This window comes from Sporosarcina sp. FSL W7-1349 (assembly GCF_038003045.1).
Taxonomy (GTDB): Bacteria; Bacillota; Bacilli; order Bacillales_A; family Planococcaceae; genus Sporosarcina.
On the sequence record NZ_JBBOOK010000001.1, the window covers coordinates 380,573 to 405,506 of the forward strand.

Genomic DNA, 24,934 nt, shown 5'->3' on the forward strand with positions numbered 1-24,934 from the left:
CCAGGGGGGCAATAAGTACGGATTATACCCTTTTCGCATTACACCATCCTTTCATCTTTATTCAGTGCATACTTGACGTACCCGGCCCGTTTCCGTACAATGATTGTAACTGCATATCATTGCGAGGAACGGGAGAGTACGCAATAGGGTTTAGCAAAGAGAGGGCGCCGGTGGTGAAAGGGCCTGTAAACCGATTGCCGAATGTCACCCGCGAGCAGTTTCCGTGAACAGTTTGGAGTAGCGGAAACCGGTTTGAAGCCGTTATCCGAGATTGAGGTGTACTTTTTTCAGTACACGAACTAAAGGTGGTACCGCGAATTAACTCCTTCGTCCTTTTTGAGGCGAATGGAGTTTTTTTATTTTTTTCAGCGGTGTTGAGAGGAATGTGGGTTAGTGTCCTGTTCAGTGGGTATCAACGCCCGCCGAATTAAGATAGCCTCCGGCGGATGTCATAAACTTTGAACGACGCCGGAACGTAATTGATTTACCTAAAGGAGGAACAACAAATGGCAAATGATGAATTAACAATGCCGACCAAATATGATCCCCAGTCGATCGAAGCAGGTCGCTATGAATGGTGGCTCCAAGGCAAGTTTTTTGAGGCGCAGCCGGATAGTGGAAAGGAACCGTACACGATTGTCATTCCTCCTCCGAATGTCACCGGGAAACTTCATCTTGGGCACGCATGGGATACGACTTTGCAAGATATCCTCATCCGGATGAAGCGGATGCAAGGGTACGATGCGCTCTGGTTGCCGGGAATGGATCATGCGGGCATTGCGACGCAAGCGAAAGTCGAAGAGAAATTGCGTTCGGAAGGCAAGACCCGCTATGATCTTGGCCGGGAAAAATTCCTAAAAGAGACGTGGAAATGGAAAGAGGAATATGCAAATCATATCCGTGAGCAATGGGCGAAACTGGGCCTCGGCCTCGACTATTCCCGCGAGCGTTTCACGTTGGATGAAGGTCTATCACGCGCGGTTCGGGAAGTATTCGTCAAGTTGTATGAAAAAGGATATATTTACCGAGGCGAATACATCATCAACTGGGACCCCGCTACGAAAACGGCGCTTTCCGATATTGAGGTCATCCATAAAGATGTGCAGGGTGCATTCTATCATATGCGCTACCCACTCGCCGACGGCACGGACAGTATCGAAATTGCGACAACCCGTCCGGAAACGATGCTCGGCGATACGGCGGTTGCTGTTCATCCGGAAGATGAGCGATATAAGCATTTGATTGGGAAAACAGTCAAATTGCCGATTGTTGGCCGGGAAATTCCGATTGTAGCAGATGATTACGTAGATATGGAATTCGGAAGCGGAGCGGTGAAGATCACACCGGCCCATGATCCGAACGACTTCGAGATTGGCAATCGCCACAATCTGCCTCGCGTTCTTGTTATGAATGAGGACGGGACGATGAATAAACTCGCCGGCAAATACGAAGGGATGGATCGTTTCGAATGCCGGAAGCAGATTGTGAAAGATTTGCAGGATATGGGTGTCTTATTCCAAATCGAAGATCATTTGCATTCGGTCGGCCATTCGGAGCGAAGCGGTGCGGTTGTCGAACCGTATCTATCGACACAATGGTTTGTCAAAATGCAGCCGCTCGCCGACGAAGCGATTAAATTGCAGCAGGGCGAAGGGAAAGTCCATTTCGTACCGGAACGCTTTGAGAAGACGTACTTGAATTGGATGGAAAATATCCACGATTGGTGCATTTCCCGTCAGCTTTGGTGGGGCCACCGCATCCCGGCTTGGTACCATAACGAAACGGGTGAAGTGTACGTCGGTCACGAAGCGCCGGCGGATAGCGAAAACTGGACACAGGATAACGACGTGCTCGACACTTGGTTCTCCTCCGCGCTTTGGCCGTTCTCCACGATGGGCTGGCCGGATGCTGATAATGAGGAATTCAAGCGTTATTACCCGACAGATGCCCTTGTTACAGGATATGATATCATTTTCTTCTGGGTGTCCCGGATGATTTTCCAAGGTCTCGAATTTACGGATAAGCGCCCATTTGACGATGTACTCATCCACGGCCTCGTCCGTGCGGAAGATGGTCGGAAAATGTCGAAATCGCTAGGCAATGGGGTCGACCCGATGGATGTCATTGACCAATATGGTGCCGATGCCCTCCGTTATTTCCTATCGACCGGTTCCTCGCCAGGTCAAGACCTCCGTTTTTCGAATGAAAAAGTGGAGGCTGTCTGGAACTTTGCGAACAAAATCTGGAACGCATCCCGTTTTGCGTTGATGAACATGGACGGCATGACCTATGCGGAAATCGACTTGTCTGGTGAAAAATCCGTGGCGGACGCCTGGATTTTGACACGTTTGAATGAAACGATCGAACAAGTGACGAAACTGGCCGATAAATATGAGTTCGGTGAAGTGGGCCGTGCGTTGTATAACTTCATCTGGGACGATTTCTGCGATTGGTATATCGAAATGGCCAAATTGCCGTTGTATGGAGAAGACGAAGCGGCCAAGAAAATGACGCGTTCTGTCTTGGCGCATGTATTGGACAATACGATGCGTCTACTACATCCGTTCATGCCGTTCATTACGGAAGAAATCTGGCAGAACTTGCCGCATGAAGGTGAATCCATTACAGTGGCTGCTTGGCCGGTTCCGGATCCGGCATTATCCGACAAATCCCGCGCAAGTGACATGAAGCTCCTTATGGACATCATCCGGTCCGTGCGGAATATCCGTTCAGAAGTGAACACGCCGCTAAGCAAGAAAGTGCCGCTTTATATTTCCGCCAAAGATGAAGCGACAGCCACAGTGCTGGAAACGAACCGGAAATACATCGAACGGTTCTGCAACCCGGAAACGTTGACGATCGGAAAAGACATTGCAGCTCCAGGCAAATCGATGTCCGCCGTCGTCACAGGAGCGGAATTGTTCCTGCCGCTCGAAGGACTGTTGGACATCGAAGAAGAACTCGCCCGCTTGACGAAAGAACTGGCGAAATGGGACAGCGAAGTGAAACGGGTCCAAGGCAAACTGTCCAATGAACGTTTCATGTCCAAAGCGCCTGAAAAAGTCGTCGCAGAAGAACGCGCAAAAGAAAAGGACTATCTAGAAAAATACGCTGCCGTCGAGCGCCGTATGCAGGAATTGAAGGAAATTTAACACGGCACACCCCTTTCCTTGGTAGTGGGAAGGGGTGTGTTTTATTTTTATGGGGTGTCGACTCTTTATATATAGCGGAACGGCCGCTGATAGTTTCTTGCCCGGGCCGATAACTGGGTGCGAGTGCTGATAGTTTGTTGCGACTGCTGATAACTAGTTGGGAGTGCCGATAACTTGGCGCGAGTGCTGATAACTAGTTGGAAGTGCTGATAACTAGTTTCGACTGCTGATAGCTAGTTGTGTACGCCGATAACTTTGCACAGCCGCTGATAACTCCCCGCAAGCTAGTTCCAGAGCTGCGTTCATAAGCCCGGGTTGCGCGCTCATAAGTCCGCGTGCCATGCCCATAAAACGTGGGCCGCGCTTCATAAGCCCGAGTCCGCGCCCATACCCCGCACCCCGCGCTCATTCCCCTCGAAAACAAGCTTTTTCTCACAGGTTATGATAGAATGAGAGGGCTTACATTCTACAGAACATTATGAAAGAAAGTGGGGAAGTTGAATTGATCAATTATGAGACTATTCGTGAATTGAAAACCAAGTTTGAGAACAAAGAGGTTTCTCCTGTCGAAGTGACGAAGCAGATGTTGAACCGCATCCATCAATTCAAAGACCTGAACGCTTTTATTACCGTCAATGAAACGCAAGCTTTGAAGCAAGCGGAACTATCGGAAAAGAAATATGCGCTAGGCGAACAAATCGGGTTCCTGGAAGGAATTCCGATCTCGTATAAAGATAATTTGTCTACAGCCGGTTTGCGGACGACGAGCGGGTCGCATATCGACGAGTCGCTCGTTCCGAAGAAAAACGCCGGTATCGTGGAAATCCTTCAGAATGAAGGGGCGGTCAATCTCGGAAAGACGAATATGCATGAATTCGCATTCGGTATTACGTCGAACAATCCGTTCTACGGCCCAGCCAAAAATCCTTGGAACCCGGAGTATACGCCGGGAGGATCCAGCGGGGGATCAGGTGTCGCGGTGGCCGCTTCGCTTGGTGTCGCGTCGATCGGCACGGATACAGGTGGATCCATTCGGATTCCGGCAGCTGCCTGCGGCGTAGTCGGATTGAAGGCAACGCATGACCTGATCGACTCTACAGGCGTGAAGAATATTTCCTGGACGCTCGACCATGTCGGACCGCTCGTGAAAAACATGGACGACCTGGCCTTCATGATGGAAGCGATGACAGGGGAAGACTTTTCGACATTCCTGAATGAGGACATCCGAGGATTGCGGATTGGCGTGCCGAATAATTATCTGAATGAACGGATGGATGATGAAACCGCTGCCTTGTATGAAAAATCACTCGAACAGTTGACTTCATTAGGGGCCGTGCTGATCGAAGTGGATATCCCATTCTCGAACGACGATCTGGGACTTCTGACAGTGCTTGCCGTATCGGAAGCGGGCTATGTCCATGATGCATATATCGATAAGCCGGAATCCCGCTTTGGAGCGGATGTCGAGGCTGTCCTGAAATCGAGCCGCGATATTTCCGCATTGCAGTACATGCAGGCGTTGAAGAGAAAAGAGGATTTGCTAGCGCAATTCGAAGACCTGTTTACGAAAGTGGATGTCATCGTATCTCCGGTTACGCCGTCATCCTCACAAAAAGTAGGGGTGGACGAATTGACGATCCACGGACAAACGGAAGATATTTTCAGCGGCATGATTCGCTATCCTTCCGTATTCAATATGACGGGACAACCGGCATTGTCCGTCCCGCTCGGCTTCGGGGCAAATGACTTGCCAGTCGGTCTTCAGTTCGCCGCAGCTTCTTACTGTGAGCCGATTCTGATGCGTGCAGGCTTTGCGTATGAACAGAATTTCCTGAAGGAGTTCTACGCCAAACGCGATCAACTGCTTGCTGCGGCTCCGACTTTGTCTTAATAGGAAAAGCCATTCCACCGATTATATATTGCGGTGGAATGGCTTGTTTTAATTTCGGAAATAAATCCATTGTCCTTCTTCGAATCTGCGCTCGCACTTTCCGGCACGGCGTAAGTATTCCAGATGAGCAATTGTCTCCCCGATGGCAAACCGTGTTTCATGGACGGTCAATTGCTGCTTGAACAGGCGACCGCAAGTTTCATAAACTGAAATCGGCTCTACTATAGCTTGCATCGTGTCTTCCAACCGGTCCTCGTGGTGGCCGATGATTTCATCAATCCGTTCATTCGCCCCGGCAAACGGTTTTCCGTGGGACGGAATGACGTAGCCGATATCCAAGCGTTTCAGGCTTTCCAATGAAGTCAAATATGAATGCAATGGGTTTTCATCCCCGTGGAACCAATACGAAATATTCGGCGTGATTTTCGGAAGGATATGATCTGCGGAAAGGAGAACACTCTCTTCCTTATTATAAAAGCAGACCATGCCATCCGAATGGCCCGGTGCATGGATAATCTCATATTCATACCGGCCGATCGGCAGTTTTTCGCCTTCCTTAAAGTAATGATCAATCGTCGGATAAGGCGTAACGAGCGCGATGAATTCTGCTGTGTTGCCGACCATTTCCCGGGCAATGTCCTCCGGGATGCCCGCTGTTAAATAATGCCCATACAAATCGTCGACATAGGATTGCTCCCATACAGTCAACGCGGAACGTGCGTCTACCTCGCTCATGGAGACACGAGCGCCGGTCGTTTTCTGAAGCTGTCCCGAATGGCCAAAATGATCGGGATGATAATGAGTGATGAACAGATCGGAAACTTTCCGGTCCCCAATCCGCTCTTTCCACATATTTTGCGTATATGTATTGTTCAAGCCGGCGTCGATGATTGTCCATCCAGCTTCTCCCTCTGCCATGAAACAATTCACGTGGTTCAGGCGGAAAGGCAAGTCAATCCGCACCATTTCGATTCCCAATTTCTCCAACATTAAAATTCCCCCTTAATCAGTAAGTTCCCTTTTTATATGATTCACCAGCCGCGCCGCGACGGAAAAGTCATGCGTTTCGTACAAGGACCGCGCGCCGACGGGATCTTCGATTTCATTCAACAACCAGCGGCCGTCCGGCAATAAAAGAAAATCGATGCCGACATAGTCGCTATTCAACGCTTGTGTGATAGTTTCGACCTCTTTCGACTGCGCGATACCCAACTCGAATTTGGCAATGGAGCCGCCTAGTGTGTAATTGGATTTGAATGAATCCTGTCCTCTCCGCAAGACGGCGCCGAGGACTTCATTGCCGAGCATGAAGACCCGGATATCTTGCGCATTCGTTTCAACAAATGGCTGCACGATAATGGAGCGTTCCCCGAACTTGTGGAAAAACGTTTCCGCATCCTGAATGGAGTGGCACAGGAAAACCTCTTCGCCACCATGTCCATCGGTCGTCTTCAGGACGCATGGATAGGAGCGGATATCGTCCGCCGTGCGGATTTTCCTTGTCGGGACAGTAGGTATCCCTAGCAAGGTGGCCAGTTCGAATGTTTTATATTTATCATTCGCAATCCGATTCACTTCCGAACGGTTGAAAACCCGGATCCCGTCCGCTTCCCATCGAGCCGACAGTTCGGAATCCCTTCTTCTGGATAGAATAAAGTCGAACGGCTCCTCCGGTATTTCGTCATCCGTCCACAAATTCAGACCGATTCCGACTTTTTTCGCTTCATTTAATAGGTCCTGAATAAATGCTCTGTTCCGTTCCGCTTCAATCGCGGTATATGCCAGAAGCCCTCTCACGGCAGTTTCCTCAATATATAGGCGATCATGGCATCCGCAACATTGATGCCCGTCACATTATAAATATTGCGGATATGAGCGGCGGCGTTCACTTCACAGACCAGAGGCCCGCCATCTTCGCCATACAGCAAGTCGACACCGGCAAATTTAGCCCCGACCGCCTTGGCTGCCCGCAGCGCAAGTTGACGCTGTGCGGAAGTGAGTTCCACCGGTGTGGCGGTGCCTCCGTTCGTAATATTGGCACGGAAATCGGTTTCGGAAGTACGGGCCATCGCTGCGACAATTTCATTCCCGACGATATTGACCCGTATATCCCGGCCCCGACTTGACGCGATGAATTCCTGGAAGACATAATCGACTCCGCGCAACGCATCGGTCTTTTCAAAAAACTGTTCCTTGGTTTCCACAAGATAGACTTTCATTCCAAAAGAGCCATGGCCTTCCTTGATGACCATCGGCAACCCGAGTTCTGCCAGAACCTTCTCGTAATAGCCCGATTCCCTGATGGTGAAGGCGGGATAGACTTTCGGCGCAATAATTGTCTTTGGCATCGGTATGCCATGCCGCGCCAGCTCCAAATACTGTTTCGCCTTGTTGTCGCAAGTTTCGATGACATCCGGGTCATTGAAGATTGGGACCCCCAATTGTTTCAGATAGGTCGCCAGCAAAATATCCTTGTCGAGAAAGACGACAAAGTCAGGAAGGTCAACCGGCTCCGCCTGCAAGTCCATCAGCACTTCATAATTCTTCTTTGCGACCGCGGCCACGCCTGCGCGCTCCGCCGCATCGCGCAACAGCTCCGCCTGATCGCTGAATTTATCGCTCGTCAGGCTGCCGTTATAGATTACCCAGCATGTACTCATTCGACTGTCCTCCGACCGTGCTATACTTGTAAAGTATCATTGACTTCTGAACTAATCTTACCATACGGAGGGATTCGATTGATTCCTAAATTGGATGAATATAAAGAACGTTGGGCTATAACAAGTGAAAATACAGTGAAACCCGGGTTGGAAAGTATACAATCCGCTTTGAAGAAAGTCGGAAATCCGCAGAAGCAGTTGCAAGTGATCCACGTAGCCGGGACGAACGGCAAAGGCTCGACGATTGCGTTCATGGAGTCGATCTTGCGGGAGCACGGGCATTCGACGGGTGTGTTTTCATCGCCCGCCGTTGTCGATATCCATGATCAAATCCGGCTGGACGGCGTCCCGGTGTCCGAAGAGGAGTTGAACCGCTCTTTTTCGGAAATGAAAGAGGCAGGACTTAGCGGAATGCTGACCGATTTCGAACTGTTGACGGCAGCGGCGTTCGTTACTTTCGGATGGCTGAACCCGGATTATGTTCTATTGGAGACGGGGATGGGCGGCGCTTTGGACAGCACGAATGTCGTCACTCCTCTCGTTTCCGTCATCACGTCTATCGCACTGGATCATACGGCTATCCTTGGTGACACGATCGAAGAGATCGCGGCGCAGAAGGCGGGCATTATCAAACAGGGGATCCCGGTAGTCACGGGGCCTTTGACAGAGGAAGCAATGAAAGTCGTCTCCGATATTGCACAAAAGTCGGCAAGCGATCTCTTAGTCTGCGGGACCGATTTCCAGATTGATGCAGGGGCCCCGACAGAAAAATTCAGAGGGACGGAGGCTTTCGTAATAGCCGGCCGGAAGATGAAAGGTCCCCACCAAGCAATCAATGCAGCAATCGCCATCCAAGCCTTGCTGGCAGCCGGCATCCCGCTTCAAGAGGATAAGGTGAGCCAGGCTATTGCGAATGCTGGGCTGGCCAATCGATTTGAAGAAGTGGCTTCGGGTGTCTATGTGGATGGCACGCATAATCCGGCTGCTGCACAAGCACTCGCCGAAACGATCCTGCAGGAATTCCCGGGAGAGAAAGTGGATTTCTTCATCGGTATGCTGAAAGGGAAGGACATTCAAGGAACGCTTGACGCCTTGCTGCCAGTCGCCGCATCATTCTCTTTCCTGGCATTTCCCCATCCGCAAGCGGAAAACCCGAAGAGGATGATGGAACTTTGCAATCATCCGAACAAGCGAGTGCTAAATGATTTGGATGAACGTATACTACTAGAAACAGAAAAAAATCAGAAGAAAATAGTAACAGGTTCACTTTATCTTTTGATAGGACTATATAATCAATTAAGAGGGAAATAAGACAATTTATATAGTTGGTTATTCCTTGGTATGATAGTATCATATATGAGTTAGAAGAGTCTGTAAATTCAAGAAGTGGAAAAGAAAGGGCGGGGTTGCTTAATGGGGAAAGAGAGGAAATCCATATTGAGCAGCATCTTCATGTGGTTGTTAATCGTCCCTGCTGGTTCTCTTTATCTATACCGAAATCACCCGCCCGTCGACTTGAATTGGATGGCCATTTTCCTGTTCGCATCCCTTAGTTTCCTCACCATTTACGGCATGATGGATCATCGGGGGAGGCCGGTGTTCCTAGTTCTATGGCTGACAATTCCTGCATTTTTATTATACGGCGTATTTATCGAGATGGTCATCATGCAGCTGGCCGTTCTCGCATTCTTGTTGTCGGAAAATTCACGCTTCAATTGGTACCATCTTTTCTTCAACTCGACAATTGTTTTTCTACTCTCCATTTCGGCGGCCGCAGCTTTCCACCTTGCTGGGGGCCAAGTCGGATCGGAGGCATTTTGGCCGACCGCTTTCGCCGTATTGGCGTATCAGCTAACACATTCCGTCTTGAAGGAAGTCCTTCTTAGACCTTTTGGATTTCTGCAAAAGGATCCGTGGTCATTTTCCGATTTGGAGAGGATTCTGATCATTGCCAGGACGTTTGTAATCATCCCGCTTGCTTTGTCTTTATTTTACCTGATCCAGTCGGTCGGGTGGGGGGCGTTCTTCCTGCTTGGCATGCCCTTCTTCCTCATCATGATTGTTATCCGGCTTTATACGGATAGAGAAAAAAGCAATTATTATTTACGGCAATCGGGGATGATCGGCCGCGAGCTATCTGATCTTTTGGATGAAAATGAAATCATGGATCGCTTCGTGGAAAAAGCGGCAGATCTGTTCAAGATGGAGTATGCGATTTTATTCGACCATCAAAAGAACTGGTTGAAGGTGGAACGGTATTTTGACCATAGCCGGTATATCCAAGTGGATTTTGTCCCCTTGGCGTCGGGCGAGGGGATTGCCGGAAGGGTGTTGAAGAAGGACAAACCTGTTATTTACCGGAGCCGGGACGAGTGGAATTATTTCACGATTAATCGAGCGCCGGCTGATATGGAAAGCATGATCGGCGTGCCAATCAAACGTAACCGGCAAACGGAAGCCGTGCTATTATTGGCAGCCAAGAAAAAGCGGGCTTTCAATGAAAACCAATTGAAAATCCTCGATCTGCTCTGTTCCTATTTCACCGTTTCAATCGAAAAGGCGCGTTATATGCAAGACGCAAAACTAGTCGGTGAGCGGTGTGCATTGACCAAGCTATACAACTATCGATATTTGGAAGAATGTCTGGACCGGGAGATGCAGCGAGTGAATGATGGGACGCTAGTAGCCCTGGCCGTCATCATGCTCGATATCGACCATTTCAAAAAGGTGAATGATACGTATGGGCATCAGGGGGGCAATGATATCCTCTGTGCGCTAGCGGAAATGCTGGAGGCGTATACACCCGATGGATGTACAGTGGGACGTTATGGAGGAGAGGAATTCGTCTTCATCATGCCGGGCTGGACGCAGGATGACGCATATCAATTCGCGGAGAATCTCCGAACGGAAGTGGCCGGACATGTTTTCCGTCTGCAATCGGATTTGGGAGAAGAAGAGATGCAGGTGGAAGCGCAAGTTACAGTCAGCATCGGTGTATCATCGGCCCCCGAAGATGCAGATGAAGCCATCGCCTTGTTGCGGAACGCGGATCGGGCCTTGTATATCGGCGCGAAACAAGCAGGGCGGAATCGGGTGGCATCCTATCGGAAATGAAGGAGGGGAAGGATTTGACGAGGAACAGACAATGGTTACTTTTTCTCATCTGGTTGGCAACCGTCCCGTCGATTATTTATATGACGTGGAATCACTTCCCTACACGGGCAATCGACTCGGTCACTTTTCTACTGATCTTGGCAACCCTCATTTTCCTGGCCCTTTTTCCAATCCATGTGGATGAAATCAAGATTACATTGGATCGTTGGGTAGTATTCGCTGTGTTCTTCCTGCACGGCGCGTTCGTAGAACTGATCATGATGCAGATTGCGCTCGTCTTTTTGCAATGGCGGACAAAATCGGCGATACCCCCATTGCAGCGGTTCTTTATCAACTCAACAATGTTTGCTGTCATCTCCGTTGTAAGCGCTTCCGCTTTCCGATTGGGGGAAGGCACGCCCGGGCTCTCGGAATATGGGACGCTTGTCATGGCAGGAATCCTTTATGCGGTCGTATACTCGTTGATGAATAGCGCTTTATTTTTAGCTTTTTCCAAGTTGGCAGGCAGACCGATCCGTGCGATGAAAAGGGCGGTCGCCTGGGATTTCTTGTTGACAATGTTGTCATTGCCATTGGCCGTCTCATTCTGCATATTGGCGGCGCGTCTAGGGAATATCGCGATTTTTTTGACGGGCATCCCATCCGTCCTCATTTTGTTGGTAGTGCAGCTGTATCATAAATCGGATCGCCTTCAAGCGAAATTATCATCCGCGACGGAAATCGGCCATGAGCTTGCAGACCGGCTCGTGACCGAGGAAGTTTTTAAGACGTTCATCCGTAAATTGCGGGACGTGCTGGAATATGACCAAGCCTATTTATTCGATTTTCATCATCAGAAGAAAAGGACGTTTATCTATAGTACCGATACAGGTTTTTTGAAGAACGAAGCTTGTGATTTTAAGGGCGATCCCGTCCAACTGTTCGGAGGCCGCATCGATTTGGAAGAAATCCGGATCTACCCGAATCGGAAAGCGATCGAAACATTACGGCCGTTGGACTTCGAACCAACCACGGGAAGCGTATTGACGGCGCCGATCCATTGGAAAGGGAAGACGGAAGGGATCTTGATAGTGGCTTCTGATCGCCCTTACTTCTTCAGGGAGTTGGACAAAGAGATCGTCCAACTGCTGACCGGCTATTTCGCAACCGCCGTAACGAAAGCGAAATTATACGAAAAGACTATCGAGAAAAGCGAACGATGTGGCTTGACCAAACTCCACAATTTACGCTACTTGCTCGGCAGGTTGGATGAAGAACAAGTTCGCTACGATAACGGTGAGATCGGTGCCATTTCTGCAATCATGATGGACATCGACCATTTCAAATCCATCAACGACACATACGGGCACCAAAGTGGCAATGACATCTTGGTGGAATTCGCAAAATTGTTGCACGGATTCGCAGGGGAAGAGCGGATACTGGCCCGCTATGGCGGCGAAGAATTCGTCCTCATACTGCCGGGAATGGAAAAGGAGGAAGCGATCCTCCTTGCCGAAACCATTCGCGCAGAAGTCGCAAGCCTCATTTTCCGCATCGTACCCGACCTTTCGGAAAACCGCGAACCGATGGACGTCCAAATCACCCTCAGCCTCGGCGTATCGTCCATCCCGGAAGACGTCAAAGACAAAAATCACCTACTGCGCAATGCGGACCGTGCGATGTATATTGGCGGAAAGCAGGCGGGGCGGAATCGGGTGGGGGTTTATGGGGAGGAGTTGGTTGGGAGTTTGGTGAAGTAAATATGGTAAATAGAAAAGAAGAAGGAGACCGTTGCAAAGCGGTCTTTTTTACGGTGTGCCCGGCATGGGCTATAACTTGGTGGTGAAAGTCCACTACAGGCTTGGCAGTAGGAACTGTTAGCTTAAGGCAAGGGTGTCCACCGTGAGGTGGAATCTGAAGGAAGCCGGCGGCAAAATCCCGAACCGACGGACAGAAACTGCATATGAGGCTGAATTGGAACGGACGAGTTTGCCGTACAAAACAAAGTCCAATACTGCCCGAGTTCCATACAGTAAATGCAGCGGTTACATGGGAGGAAGGTTATAGCTCTTACCCGGGGAGGTCTTACAGGGGTTCCCGACAAGAGGGATGGAATATCCCACAGGAACAAACCGGTCAGTGATGGCAGGTTGAACTGTAAGAAGTCAGCAGAAGCCATAGTAGTCCATAAGGACGAAGGGCTGAACAATAATAATCCTGAAATGAAATGGAGGTAAAGACAGTGCAAAGACCACAGAAAACATCGGCAGATGGCTGGCCGCAAAGGGATAGGTTGGAAACCGAAGAATATGCGGGAGCGTGCAGTCCTGTCTTTACAGAAATGGAGCGACAGGATGGTATCGATTTGATTGATAAAGTAGTCGACATCAACAACCTCTTTAACGCTTGTAAGAAAGTGAAGGCAAATAAAGGGGCGCCGGGTGTCGATGAAATGACAGTAGATGAACTTTTAGGTCATGTAGCCAAATACCGAACCCAACTTATTAGAAAGCTGAAAGACGGTTCGTACGAACCACTGCCAGTAAAACGTGTTGAAATTCCAAAGTTAGATGGGTCAATGCGAAAACTCGGCATACCGTGTGTACGGGATCGAATGGTTCAACAAGCCATCTATCAGGTGATTGGTAAAATCATTGACCCTCATTTTTCGGAGAGGAGCTATGGTTTTCGTCCAAAACGGAATCAGCATCAAGCCATTAAGCAATCCATCACATATTATGAACAAGGTTATAGAGTGGTAGTCGATTGTGATTTAAAAAGCTACTTCGACACCATTAATCATCAGAAGCTGATGGAATATCTAAAAGAGTTCATAAACGACAAGATTGTCCTAAAGTTGATATGGAAGTTTCTAAAGAGTGGCATCCTTGAAGATGGACTTATCAGTCCAACAGAAGAAGGTGCTCCGCAAGGTGGCGTACTCTCCCCGATTCTTAGCAATGTCTATTTGAATCAATTAGATAGGGAACTTGAAAGACGGGGGCATAAATTCGTACGATTTGCGGATGATTTCTGCATATACGTGAAAAGCAGGCGAGCAGGGGAACGTGTTTTGGAAAGCATTACAAAGTTCCTTGAACATGATTTGAAGCTGACAGTGAACCAAGAAAAGAGCAAGGTGGGTTCTCCGGTCAAACTCAAGTTCCTCGGTTTCTGCCTCCATTCCACATCTAAAGGTGTGGGTTGTAGACCACATCACTCCGCAAAAAGTCGATTCAAATCAAAATTAAAGAAAATCACCAAACGGAATCGCCCGGGCCGCTTTGACGAGATTGCCAAAGAAATCAACCAAGTGACAATAGGTTGGATAAACTACTATGGAATTGGCTTTATGAAAAGTTTTATCAAATCCATGGCACAATGGCTGAACCATCGGTTACGTCAACTGATATGGAAACGTTGGAAGAAGATATGGACAAAATACCGTCAGTTACGAAGGCTGGGAATTTTACATGAAGAAGCTTGGAAAGTATCAAATTCCCGAAAGGGATATTGGAGAGTCTCCAAAAGCGAAACTCTACATAAAGCAATCAAAGCAGAAACGCTCACCAAGTGGGGTCTGAAAGACCTGAATCACTTGTATGAGCGTCGATACTTAAGTTATTGAACCGCCGTATACGGAACCGTACGTACGGTGGTGTGAGAGGTCGGGAGCTAATCACTCCCTCCTACTCGATTACCAACTAAATTCCTAAACAGCGTGTTTTTTCGTGACAAACTTGGACGTATCTATGATAATAGTAATAATAGATTATATGAAGAGAGGAGAGCGGGCAATGCGGAAACAAAGAAGTCTTCAAAGTCAAAAGGGTTTGACTTTAGTGGAAGTATTGGCAGCTCTTGTTATCCTCGGAATCTTTTTTGTGGGATTTATGACAGTCCTTCCGCAGATGACTAATTTTAACGCGAAGACAGAGGATAAGTTGAAGACGATGAACTTGGCAAAAAAAGAATTGGTCGAATGGAAAAATAGAACCTACAACCTAGGCGATTTTGAAGGCCCTGACTATACAGAAGAAGTAGTAGACGGTAAAGCAGTGAAAAGAGATAAAGAAGAAAAAAATGGATATTTTTATGAGGTTGACTTTTATGAAAATCCAGACCTTAAACCATCTGGAGGCAAAGGCGACTATTTACATAAAATTCATATCAAAGTGAAGCGCAGTGCTACTGACGCAGTTCCAGTCAGCGAGACATTCGGATATATAGTGGTAGAGAATAAATAGAGCGTGGAAAGGAGATAGATTATTGAAAAAGAATGAAGATGGAATTACATTAGTCGAACTCCTGGCCAGCCTGATTTTGGTTTCAATGGTAGTTGTTTTGATTTGGACCACGTTCTTTATCTCCGCTAGGCACAATACATCAGAAACAACCAAAATGCGCCTTCAGCAAGAGGCGAACTATATTTTGACTGCTATACAGCAGCAACATAGACAAAAAGAATGCTATGACTTAATCGTGGCTGTTGAAGAATTAAAAATTAAGGATTGCGATTCAAATGAAGAAACAACATTAAGTAGCGGATACATATATAAGTTGTATCCCGAAAACCCAACAGACATAAGGCCGAAGGAGCAAGATCTTGAGCTAACTTTAATTATAAAAGACGGCAAGGAAAATAGCAGATTGCAAGTAGAGGTCGAGAGTACTATTTCACGATACAAGTCTTGAAGGGGGAAGTGAGTATGAAAAATGGGAGAAATGAAAGTGGCTATGTGCTGATTGTGGTTTTGCTTTTAATTGTTTTTATCACTATCATTTCTGCTGTTTTTATGAGGGGCTCCCTAAGCACGGCCAGTCAGGATAGAATTGTAGATGTTAACAATTTGGCAGTCGTAGCAGCAGAAATGGGAGTTGATTATTATAAAACAGCAGTGCAGAATAAATTTGAAAATGAAAAAAGTACTATTACAGACAAGGCGCAGGAGAGAGTTAACAATCTATTTGCCAATCAAAAAGAGTTGACTTCAGCGCAAATAACTAATGAGCTAAATGAGATTAAAGTACAAATGGAAGAAGAATTGAAGGGACTTTTAAGTGAAGCGGTGGAAGAGGCGGATTCCCACCCTGCAATTGTGAAGGAAGATATGTTCTTTACCCGAAACTCATATACCTTCCGTGAAGTTATAAAGGACGACCAGTCTGACAAAAAGTTTATAGAGCTACAAGTTATTATAAAAGGCGACAAGAAAGAAGCGGACAGTAGATCACTTGATTTTACAATGCTGTTTGAACTCCCAGTAATCAAAGCTCCCCAGCAAGGAACAGATTCAGGTGGTGTTAATTCTGGAGAAAACGGGAATGTTAACCTTTACCAACTTTATCCTACTACAGTTAATGCCCCCGAATGCGGCACCGATTTAAAAGACAAGGTATGTATTGGCGATGGAAATACCAAACTTGGGAATTTAAACAACACTACTATTTATTTTCCCAATGGGAATGTTTCTTGGAATGACAACAATAAAAATTTAAACGGCTCTAAGGTCTATAGTAAAGGAAATGTTACAATGAAAAATATTAATGGATTGCAGAATGTTTCTTTCTTTATTGATGGACAAGTTACAACGCAAAACATGAACGGGCAAGGATTAAGAAACTCCCAAGTTATTGTAAACGGAGGCATGGAGTCGGATCATGTGAAGTTGTCCAATTCTTCAATCATCATAAGGGGAGCCTATAAAATTAACAAAGATTTAACACTTAAAAGCAATTCAAAAGTTTGTGTTGCTGGATCTATTCATGTTGTGGGAAAGTTTGAAAAAGATAGTTCTAGCAAAGTTTATGTTTGGGATTCGGTTACTGGGATACCGGAAAGTGAATACATTAAAGTTAGTGGTGTGGATGAAATGATGAAGTATTGTACGGAGAACGACGGAGAGAATACACCACCTTTAGTGGAAGGAGAGTGGCAAAATCCGACCGTCAATGTAGAATACATTCATTGATTTGTGTCTTTAACAAAGGAGTTTATACAATGTCCGCTTATTTTATAGTAATAATATTGGCAATCGTTTCTATTCCTATATTGTTTTGGTATTCAGCAAAGGACAAATCTAGAAAGCAAATAGTATTGCCTACCTTTTTCGGCCTAAGCATCGCCATCATTGGCATCTTCCTCCAACAAAACTTCTCGCTTTACTACGCTATTCTTGCTATGGCGGGATTGGTGTTTGCCATCTCTGTTCTACTAGCTAAGCGCCAGGAACGTGTAGGTGCGGAGAAGTTGCCACCTGAACTGAAGGAGCCGGCTGTCGTGTTGCCGACGGAGTCAATTCGTGTGGAGGAAGAAGTGGCCGCTACGACATCGGGTGAGGCCGATGACGAGTTCACATTGACTCCGTTGGAAGATGATTTAGACCGCTGGATGGCGGCGGATCAGAAGGATATTTCATCAGGGCAGGAGAGGAAGGGGGAGCGGGATGAACAGTAAAACCTTTTTAAGAACTTTTCTGGCGGTGCTAGGTGCGACAGTTTTCTTCTACGGGTTTTCTTCTGTAGGTACTTTAGCGTACACGAAAATTGTTTCGCCCGTGAAGCAATTCAAGGAAAATACATACATAGGCCCGTTCGATGTTCGTGGCTTGGATGAGAAAGGCGCGAAGGACAAGCTGGCCGATGATTTTGCAGAGTTGCACGGAAAACTCGGTGCTGAACTGACGTACCAGGACGCGACAGTGGAATTGCCTTCAGAGCTGATCACATACGACGTAGATCGGACAGTTGACCGCGCCGTTCCGGGTGAAGAGAATCCAATCATTGCTGAAGTATCGCAGGAAGGGCTTCGAACTGTCTTAGACCAGCATTTCTCCCATTTGAACTGGACGGATGATGATGTGGAGGCGGTCGCAAAGGGAATCGAATCTGAACTGGAGAGCGGAATCGTCCCCGTGAACGTACATATCACCGACTTTCTCGACTCAACCTTTGGGGAAACGGAGGTAGCTTCTTTCGCGATTGAAGGGATCCAGTTTTCTCCCGCCTTGGAACAACTGGCGAACGAGCTTGACGGGACTGCTATTGAGTTCAACACGGCATTCTCCATTATGGAGTTTGCAAAAATGGATGAAACGGTCACTGCAACGAACGAAGATTTGACTTTGCTTGCTTCCGCTTTATACGGAGCCGTTTTGCGTACAAATCTCGATGTCGTGGAGCGGAATATTGGCAATGCGTTGAATCCATTCGTTCCGGCAGGTTTTGAAGCTGCAATCAATCAACAGCTTGGTCTTGACTTTGAAGTGCGGAACCCGAATCATACGCCGTTCCGTATCAAGATGGAAGTTACGGTAGATCAAATCCGTGTAGCCCTCGTTAGTCTTCCGCTGCAATATACATACGAGCCGTATGTGGCTAAGACGGAGAAATTCACCCCACGTACTGTCCGTCGCTATAGCGCTTCGGTACCTATTGGACAAGTGCAATATGCGAATGAAGGGCGTGACGGGATGGAATTGACCGTCAATCGTCAGGTGCTGGATGACGGCACTGTTGTGGACGACGAAACTGTTTCATCAGATTTTTATGCTCCTTTACCGATTATCGAAGTTCATCCGCTCCCACAACAAGGGCAGTCGGATAGTGACGGAACTGGGACAGATGGAGATGCCGACGGTGGAACGGACAATTCCGAACCGTTACCGGATACGAATGGTTCTACTAATGGATCAAGCAACAGTTCTAATGGGTCTGATCCAAGTTCTAACAACGGGACAAGCGGCACAGGTTCAAATGAGGGGAAATTCAGGAATGGGTCTACTAATGGAACTTCAAACGGAGCCTCCGGCGGAACGGGTAACGACTCAAACACGAAACCCGGCCATACGAACGGAAAACCTTATGTCCCACCAGTAGATGACGGAAATCGGTATGACAAAGGCGGCAATCTCATCAAATAAGGAGTGGGTGACAGATGGCGACAACACGAAAACGGTTAGGGGACCTGCTGGAGGAATCCGGCTTGATTACGGAGGAACAGCTACAGTCCGCCTTAGCGGAAAAGCCGCGTGACCAGAAGCTCGGCGACCTTCTCCTGCAGCGCGGGTACATTACTGAGCAGCAGCTGATTGAAGTGCTCGAGTTCCAGCTAGGCATCCCCCATGTCAACCTGTTCCGTTATCCCTTTGATCCGAAGTTGTTCAACGTTGTACCGAAGGAATTTGCGAAACGGAATCTTCTCGTTCCTTTGAAAGCGGAAGAGGATAAGTTGTTCGTCGCAATGGCGGACCCGATGGACTATATTACCGTTGACAATCTTCGCCTGTCGACGGGCTTCCAAATTGAGACGGCCATTGCATCTAAGGACGATATTTTACGGACGATCTCCAAGTACTATGATGACGTTGCGTTTGATGAACTGTTCGTCGAGCAGCCGATTGAGGTGGGTGATCCTCAGGAAGAACTCACGGATCTGGATTCACCAATCGTTCGTCTCGTTAATCAGCTGATGTCATCCGCAGTCACTCAAAAGGCGAGCGACATCCATATCGATCCGCAGGAAAATCAAGTCGTCATCCGCTTCCGTGTGGACGGTATGTTGAAAAATGAACGATTCCTGCCGAAGTATATGCAGGCGATGATCAGCGCCCGTATCAAAATCATGGCGAAGCTTGACATTACCGAGCACCGGATTCCCCAGGATGGGCGAATCAAAACGACGGTTGATTTCCGTCCGATCGATCTTCGGATTTCCACGTTGCCAACGGTGTTTGGCGAGAAAATCGTTATGCGGATTCTTGATTTAAGCAGCTCATTGAACGATTTGACGAAGCTCGGTTTCAATCGGATCAATCTGGAGCGCTTCCTTGAGCAGATTACAAAGCCAAACGGGATTGTCCTTATTTCCGGTCCTACCGGTTCCGGGAAATCGTCGACCTTGTATGCGGCATTGAACCGGTTGAACACGGAGGAAGTGAATATCATCACTGTCGAAGATCCAGTCGAATACCAACTTGAAGGGATCAATCAAATTCAGGTGAACCCGAATGTCGGGCTGACATTCGCGGCCGGATTGCGCTCGATTTTAAGGCAAGATCCCGATGTTGTCATGGTCGGGGAGATTCGGGACCGGGAAACGGTCGAAATCGCGATTCGTGCAGCACTGACGGGGCATCTTGTATTGAGTACAATCCATACGAACGACTCAATTGCTTCAATCACCCGGCTGCTTGATATGGGCGTCGAACCGTTCCTCGTAACGTCTTCTTTGAATGCGGTGATTGCCCAGCGACTCATCCGGCGCGTTTGCCGGGATTGTCGCAAAGAGATGAATGCAACTGCAAGAGAAAAAGAGATTTTCGCAAAACGGGGCCTCGAAATTGAAACGGTTATGCGCGGCTCAGGCTGCCCGTCCTGCAATATGACGGGATACCGGGGGCGGATTGCGATCCATGAAGTGCTCGTTATCAATGACGCGATTCGGGATATCATCAACAACAACGGATCGATTGCCGAGTTGAAGGATGCGGCAATCCGAAACAAGACAATCTTTTTGATTGACGACGGGCTGCTTAAAGTGAAGCAAGGGATCACGACGACGGAAGAAGTGCTTCGCGTCTCGTTGATCGAATAGGGGTGAGGGCAATGAAACAAGTGATCGACAACTTATTGACAGCGGCATTTAAGGCGAAGGCGTCCGATATTCATCTTACAGTCGGCGTGCCACCGATATTCCGGGTGCATGGTGATTTGAAACGGTATGGAGAAAATCCAGTAGATGAAAATTTCACAGAGTCTGCTGCCCAATTGACCGTACCTGGAAAATTATATAGTCAATTCAAGGAACATGGCCAAATCGACTATTCGTACGAAGTGGCAGGCGCTGCGCGATTCCGGGTGAACGCATTCCAACAGCGTGGTAATGTCTCCCTTGCATTCCGGACGATTCCTACGCAAATTCCGACTATCGAAGATTTGCAGATGCCACCGACGTTAAAAAACTTGTCCGAAACACGCCAAGGGCTCATTCTGGTGACGGGTCCAACCGGGTCGGGGAAATCGACAACATTGGCTGCGATGATCCGTTATATCAATGAATCAATGCGGCGGCATATTATTACGTTGGAAGATCCGATAGAGTATGTCCATCAACACGGAGCCTCCATCATTGATCAAAGGGAAGTCGGATTCGACACTGATTCCTTCGCGGACGGCTTGCGGGCTGCATTGCGGCAGGATCCCGATGTCATACTTGTCGGGGAGATGCGGGATTTGGAGACGATTTCGACAGCTATTACCGCAGCAGAGACTGGTCACCTCGTCTTTGCGACACTGCATACATGGAGCGCGGCGTCGACAATCGACCGGATCATCGATGTATTTCCGCCAGGACAACAAGCGCAAATTCGCGTGCAATTGGCAGGCGTGTTGACAGCCGTCATTTCCCAGCGTTTATTCCCGACAGCGGATCGACAAGGTAGACGGGCGGCGACTGAGATCATGATCAACAACCCGGCAATCGCAAACTTGATCCGTACGGAGAAGGTTCATCAGATTCCGAACGTCATTCAGACGAATCGAGGGGCAGGGATGCATATGATGGCGATGTCCGTCAAAAACTTCCTTGATCAGGGGATCATCACGTATGAAAACGCTAGGCCTTATATAGAGGGTGAAGAGTAAAGATGGCCCGATATCGTTATGAGGGAAGGGACTACCGATCGATCCGCAAGGGTGTTATCGTGGCAGCCGATAAGAGGGAAGCGACGGAAAAACTGAAAAAGCAGGGTATCCGTGTCACCAACCTGACGGAACAGGCAGAGACGACATTGACAAAGGAAATCCATATCGGCAAACCGGTGAAACGGGCGCAATTTATCATGTTCTTGCGCCAATTCTCGACACTGTTACGCGCGGGAGTGACCATTGTGGACGCCATCCGGATCTTGTCCGTGCAGGTCGAATCGAAACCGTTCCGAAAAATTCTCGTGGCGGTCGGGGACGATCTTCGTGCGGGCGGTTCGCTGTCCGATGCGTTTGCTAAGCATCCAAAGGCGTTCGAGCCATTAGTCGTCAACATGGTCCGCGCAGGCGAAATATCGGGGACGATCGATGACTCACTTGATCGGCTCGCAATCCATTTTGAAAAAGCCTATCAGACGAGACAGAAAGTCATGTCGGCATTGTCCTATCCAATTGTCGTCGGAATTGTCGCGATTGGAGTTGTCATCTTCCTATTGACTACAATCGTACCAATGTTCGTTGACATGTTTGATAGCATCGGCGGGGAGTTGCCGTGGTTGACACAATTTGTCATGAAGGCAAGTGAGTTTGCGGTTCATTATTGGTATCTGTTCGTCCTGTTGGTCATCGCTGTTGTGGTCGGTGTCATCCTTTTACGCAATAACAAAGAAGGCAAACTGTTGCTCGACACGTTCCTGTTGCGGCTGCCGATTTTTGGGGACATTATGAAGAAATCGGTGCTCGCGACGATGACAAGGACATTGAGCTCGTTGTTTTCCAGCTCAGTCCCGATTTTGCAGGCGCTTTCCATGGCAGAGAAAGTAGTAGAGAACGAAGTTATTTCTCGGGTTATTGCGAAGTCAAGGGAGTCGTTGGAACGGGGTGGCTCGTTGACAGAGCCGATGGATGGGCATTGGGCGTTCCCGCCGTTAATTCCCCATATGATTGCCATCGGGGAACAAACCGGGTCTTTGGACTCCATGTTGGCAAAAGTGGCGGATTTCTACGAGAAGGAAGTCGACGCTGCAACAGATAGGTTAAAGGCGTTGATTGAGCCAATGATGATCGTTCTGCTGGCAGGACTCGTCGGGACTATTGTCCTCGCAATTTTAATGCCGATGTTCGGTATGTTTGAAAACATCGATTCTCTATAATAGGACAATCGATAGATTTAGTTAAAAAGACATAAAAGCAGTAAAATTTTAGTTTGCTAGATTCCTCCTCGTGGTATAATAGTAATGTAAAGGTAATAGTAGACAATTAAGGAGGAACAGACATGAAAAAATTCTTGCAGAAACGCATGAAGAATGAAAAAGGTTTAACGCTCGTCGAGTTACTAGCGGTTATTGTGATTTTGGGGATTATTGCGGCGATTGCGGTGCCTTCGATTGGGAATATTATTGAGAATACTAAGTATAATGCCGTAAAATCAGATGCTGTTAATGCGTTGAATGCTGCTAATATGTACTTTGCAGAGGAACCGACTGCTTCAAAAGTAACCGTTGAAAAATTAGTCACGGATGGGTATCTTGAGAATAAAGGTAAACTGACTGACAGCATAGAAATTAATAATGTCAAACCTGCAAAAACTATAGATGGAACATCAGAAGCATTTGCTGGTGGGAAAACCGTCATATTCAGTGCTGCGACATTAGAAGGTATTAATAATGATAAACAGAAAGGGAGCAGCGATAACTCTAAAACAATAACTGGATCAGGAACAACCAGCCCAACACCGCCAGCAGAGTAAAAGTAATTAGAAAGAGTAGAGAGCGATACGTCGACCTCTACTTTTTTTATAAAATTTGTTATCGAGGTGTTCATTAATTATGAAGTGGATTAGAAATGATAAAGGTCTCACTTTAATCGAACTTCTAGCCGTTATTGTGGTACTAGGTATCATCGCGGCAATTGCTGTGCCGTCAATTGGAAAAGTCATTGAAAATAATCGGATCAAAGCGGCGAAGAGTGAAGCAATCATTGTACTTGAAGCTGCTCAACTATATTTCGCTGAAACACCTGTAAACTTCGGTAGAGAATGGCAAACCGCCAATCTTCCCGTTCTCATTGAAGAAGGCTATATGGAGGATAATGGATATTTAAATGATACATCTTATGTAACCAACGTTAGCCCAGCCCGTATTTGTGCAGGCCCCAAAGGAAAGAGTAAAGTTACTTTCTATGACGCTACCGCTGAAGAAATTATAAACAGTAAACATGAAATTCATGTTGGAAATATAAAATGTGGTGAACTCGAACTGGATCCGGCGAATAAGGATTAGTTTTGTATTATTAGGCATCCGTACAATTCTAGACTAATTTTTTATGATCGTGCTCTCAAAAAAAGATTCGAGGAAAAAATCACAACAGCTGCCCATAAGAATAAGGAGAGCTGTTTTTTATTTGTCGACAAGATTGAAAGTATTGGCTCCCTTTGTATATACTACTCTTATAGAATACTGTCGGATTTTACATAAACGAAGGAGTGCCTCTTATGTCCATCTTCACCCGCCGCAAAAAAACGGCATCCCTAACAATTGAAGAAGATGCTATCCGATTCGTGCGGTTGAAGTCGCTGGATCCGCTTGTAGTCGATGTGGCGGAGGAGGTTCCGCTTCCTCTGAACGTCGTAGCGGATGGGAAGATTGTGGATTCCGAAAATCTTGCTGCGATTTTAGAGGGACTGTTGAAGCCGTGGGGAATCGCGAGGCGCCCGGTGCAGTTTCTGGCGCCGGATTCGTACGTAATCATCCGCAAGGTCGGTTATACAACTGACGTGAAGGAAGAGGATCTAAAAGGGTATTTCTTCATTGAAATCGGTTCGACACTTTATCTGCCTTTTGATGATCCGGTATTTGATGTCGTGAAATATACGCCGAGCACGGAGACGAACGAGGCGATTATTATCGCGTCGAAGGAGAGTGTCCTTGCCGGGTATGAAAAAGTGCTAGAGAACGTGAAGCTCGATCCACTTGTGGCCGATATCGCTCCGCTTGCACTTTATCGCCTGGCGTACGCCCAGCACCGGTTCACTGGGAAGGAGCATGTCTTGATTGCGGACTTGCAAAAAGGAAAGATGACCGTTTCGATTTTCCACGAGCATTTCCCGTTGTTCATGCGGCCGGTTGAGCTGGAGACTTCTTTCTTCCCTGGGGCATCTGTTGGGGATACCGTCCCACTCGGTTCCATCGTGGGGGAGTTGGAGAAGCTTATCAATTTCTACCGTTATAATCTTTGGAACGGCACCGCCTCAATCACCCATATTCTGATCAATGGCGATTATGTTTCTATGAACGAGTTGCTACAGGTCATCCGTGAACGGCTGGATGTGCAAGCCTCGACCTTACTTAAACGACCATTACAACTTGCGACAGGCCAATCCTTGCCAGCCGCGTTCAATCGGACGATCGGGCTTGCGCTAAAAGAGGTGTAGC

Annotated in this window: 20 protein-coding genes and 1 other annotated feature; of the genes, 17 read left to right on the top strand and 3 right to left on the bottom strand. The window is 47.6% G+C overall.

The window, feature by feature from the left end:
* The first annotated feature begins 115 nt into the window (after window positions 1-115).
* Window positions 116-338: a binding site (T-box leader), on the top strand.
* A 168-nt stretch (window positions 339-506) separates the two neighbouring features.
* Together MKY41_RS01865 and MKY41_RS01870 are read left to right on the top strand one after the other, a co-directional pair.
* Window positions 507-3,152, top strand: coding sequence for a valine--tRNA ligase (locus MKY41_RS01865; RefSeq protein ID WP_340743433.1), 2,646 nt, complete (start codon window positions 507-509; stop codon window positions 3,150-3,152).
* A gap of 502 nt (window positions 3,153-3,654) precedes the next feature.
* Window positions 3,655-5,043 carry an amidase gene (locus MKY41_RS01870; protein WP_340743434.1) on the top strand — a complete coding sequence of 463 codons (1,389 nt, stop codon included), beginning with the start codon at window positions 3,655-3,657 and terminating at the stop codon, window positions 5,041-5,043.
* A gap of 48 nt (window positions 5,044-5,091) precedes the next feature.
* Here MKY41_RS01870 and MKY41_RS01875 read toward each other — a convergent pair whose 3' ends face one another.
* From MKY41_RS01875 to MKY41_RS01885, 3 genes are read right to left on the bottom strand one after another with little or no spacing between them, the layout of a single operon-like run.
* The gene (locus tag MKY41_RS01875) at window positions 5,092-6,033 is read right to left on the bottom strand and encodes an MBL fold metallo-hydrolase (protein WP_340743435.1); all 942 of its coding nucleotides are present in this window, start codon (window positions 6,031-6,033) and stop codon (window positions 5,092-5,094) included.
* Between the two features lie 12 nt (window positions 6,034-6,045).
* Entirely contained in the window at window positions 6,046-6,840 is a 795-nt protein-coding gene (locus MKY41_RS01880; RefSeq protein WP_340743436.1) for an ATP-grasp domain-containing protein, read from the bottom strand.
* Complete coding sequence (locus tag MKY41_RS01885; RefSeq protein ID WP_340743437.1) at window positions 6,837-7,703, bottom strand: ATP-grasp domain-containing protein; 867 nt, start codon at window positions 7,701-7,703, stop codon at window positions 6,837-6,839. The genes MKY41_RS01880 and MKY41_RS01885 overlap by 4 nt, the downstream gene beginning before the upstream one ends.
* Before the next feature lie 78 nt (window positions 7,704-7,781).
* Here MKY41_RS01885 and MKY41_RS01890 point away from each other — a divergent pair, with 78 nt between their 5' ends.
* The 15 genes from MKY41_RS01890 to pilM all read left to right on the top strand — a co-directional run bounded on the left by MKY41_RS01890 (window position 7,782) and on the right by pilM (window position 24,933).
* Window positions 7,782-9,014 carry a bifunctional folylpolyglutamate synthase/dihydrofolate synthase gene (locus MKY41_RS01890; RefSeq protein WP_340743438.1) on the top strand — a complete coding sequence of 411 codons (1,233 nt, stop codon included), beginning with the start codon at window positions 7,782-7,784 and terminating at the stop codon, window positions 9,012-9,014.
* A gap of 102 nt (window positions 9,015-9,116) precedes the next feature.
* The gene (locus tag MKY41_RS01895) at window positions 9,117-10,817 is read left to right on the top strand and encodes a sensor domain-containing diguanylate cyclase (protein WP_340743439.1); all 1,701 of its coding nucleotides are present in this window, start codon (window positions 9,117-9,119) and stop codon (window positions 10,815-10,817) included.
* 14 nt (window positions 10,818-10,831) lie between these two features.
* Complete coding sequence (locus tag MKY41_RS01900) at window positions 10,832-12,556, top strand: GGDEF domain-containing protein (RefSeq protein WP_340743440.1); 1,725 nt, start codon at window positions 10,832-10,834, stop codon at window positions 12,554-12,556.
* Window positions 12,557-13,137: 581 nt separating this feature from the next.
* Window positions 13,138-14,424 carry a group II intron reverse transcriptase/maturase gene (gene ltrA, locus MKY41_RS01905; protein WP_340745601.1) on the top strand — a complete coding sequence of 429 codons (1,287 nt, stop codon included), beginning with the start codon at window positions 13,138-13,140 and terminating at the stop codon, window positions 14,422-14,424.
* A gap of 169 nt (window positions 14,425-14,593) precedes the next feature.
* Window positions 14,594-15,043, top strand: a complete 450-nt coding sequence (locus tag MKY41_RS01910) for a type IV pilus modification PilV family protein (protein WP_340743441.1) — start codon at window positions 14,594-14,596, stop codon at window positions 15,041-15,043.
* A gap of 22 nt (window positions 15,044-15,065) precedes the next feature.
* Window positions 15,066-15,491, top strand: coding sequence for a PilW family protein (locus MKY41_RS01915; protein WP_340743442.1), 426 nt, complete (start codon window positions 15,066-15,068; stop codon window positions 15,489-15,491).
* A gap of 14 nt (window positions 15,492-15,505) precedes the next feature.
* On the top strand, window positions 15,506-16,768 hold the full coding sequence (locus tag MKY41_RS01920; protein WP_340743443.1) for a hypothetical protein: 1,263 nt from the start codon (window positions 15,506-15,508) through the stop codon (window positions 16,766-16,768).
* A 29-nt stretch (window positions 16,769-16,797) separates the two neighbouring features.
* Window positions 16,798-17,253: a hypothetical protein gene (locus MKY41_RS01925; protein ID WP_340743444.1), complete on the top strand. Its 456-nt coding sequence runs from the start codon at window positions 16,798-16,800 to the stop codon at window positions 17,251-17,253.
* Window positions 17,243-18,718, top strand: coding sequence for a VanW family protein (locus tag MKY41_RS01930; RefSeq protein WP_340743445.1), 1,476 nt, complete (start codon window positions 17,243-17,245; stop codon window positions 18,716-18,718). Before MKY41_RS01925 ends, MKY41_RS01930 begins: the two co-directional genes overlap by 11 nt.
* A 14-nt stretch (window positions 18,719-18,732) precedes the next feature.
* The gene (locus tag MKY41_RS01935; protein WP_340743446.1) at window positions 18,733-20,391 is read left to right on the top strand and encodes a GspE/PulE family protein; all 1,659 of its coding nucleotides are present in this window, start codon (window positions 18,733-18,735) and stop codon (window positions 20,389-20,391) included.
* Between the two features lie 11 nt (window positions 20,392-20,402).
* Window positions 20,403-21,440 (top strand): type IV pilus twitching motility protein PilT, encoded by a 1,038-nt coding sequence (locus MKY41_RS01940; protein WP_340743447.1) that lies wholly within the window; start codon window positions 20,403-20,405, stop codon window positions 21,438-21,440.
* Window positions 21,441-21,442: 2 nt separating this feature from the next.
* A complete protein-coding gene (locus MKY41_RS01945) occupies window positions 21,443-22,654 on the top strand; it encodes a type II secretion system F family protein (RefSeq protein ID WP_340743448.1) in 1,212 nt (403 codons plus the stop codon).
* A 122-nt stretch (window positions 22,655-22,776) separates the two neighbouring features.
* A complete protein-coding gene (locus MKY41_RS01950; RefSeq protein ID WP_340743449.1) occupies window positions 22,777-23,250 on the top strand; it encodes a type II secretion system protein in 474 nt (157 codons plus the stop codon).
* A gap of 79 nt (window positions 23,251-23,329) precedes the next feature.
* Entirely contained in the window at window positions 23,330-23,782 is a 453-nt protein-coding gene (locus tag MKY41_RS01955; protein ID WP_340743450.1) for a pilus assembly FimT family protein, read from the top strand.
* Between the two features lie 212 nt (window positions 23,783-23,994).
* Complete coding sequence (gene pilM, locus MKY41_RS01960; RefSeq protein WP_340743451.1) at window positions 23,995-24,933, top strand: type IV pilus biogenesis protein PilM; 939 nt, start codon at window positions 23,995-23,997, stop codon at window positions 24,931-24,933.
* The last annotated feature ends 1 nt before the right edge of the window (window position 24,934 follow it).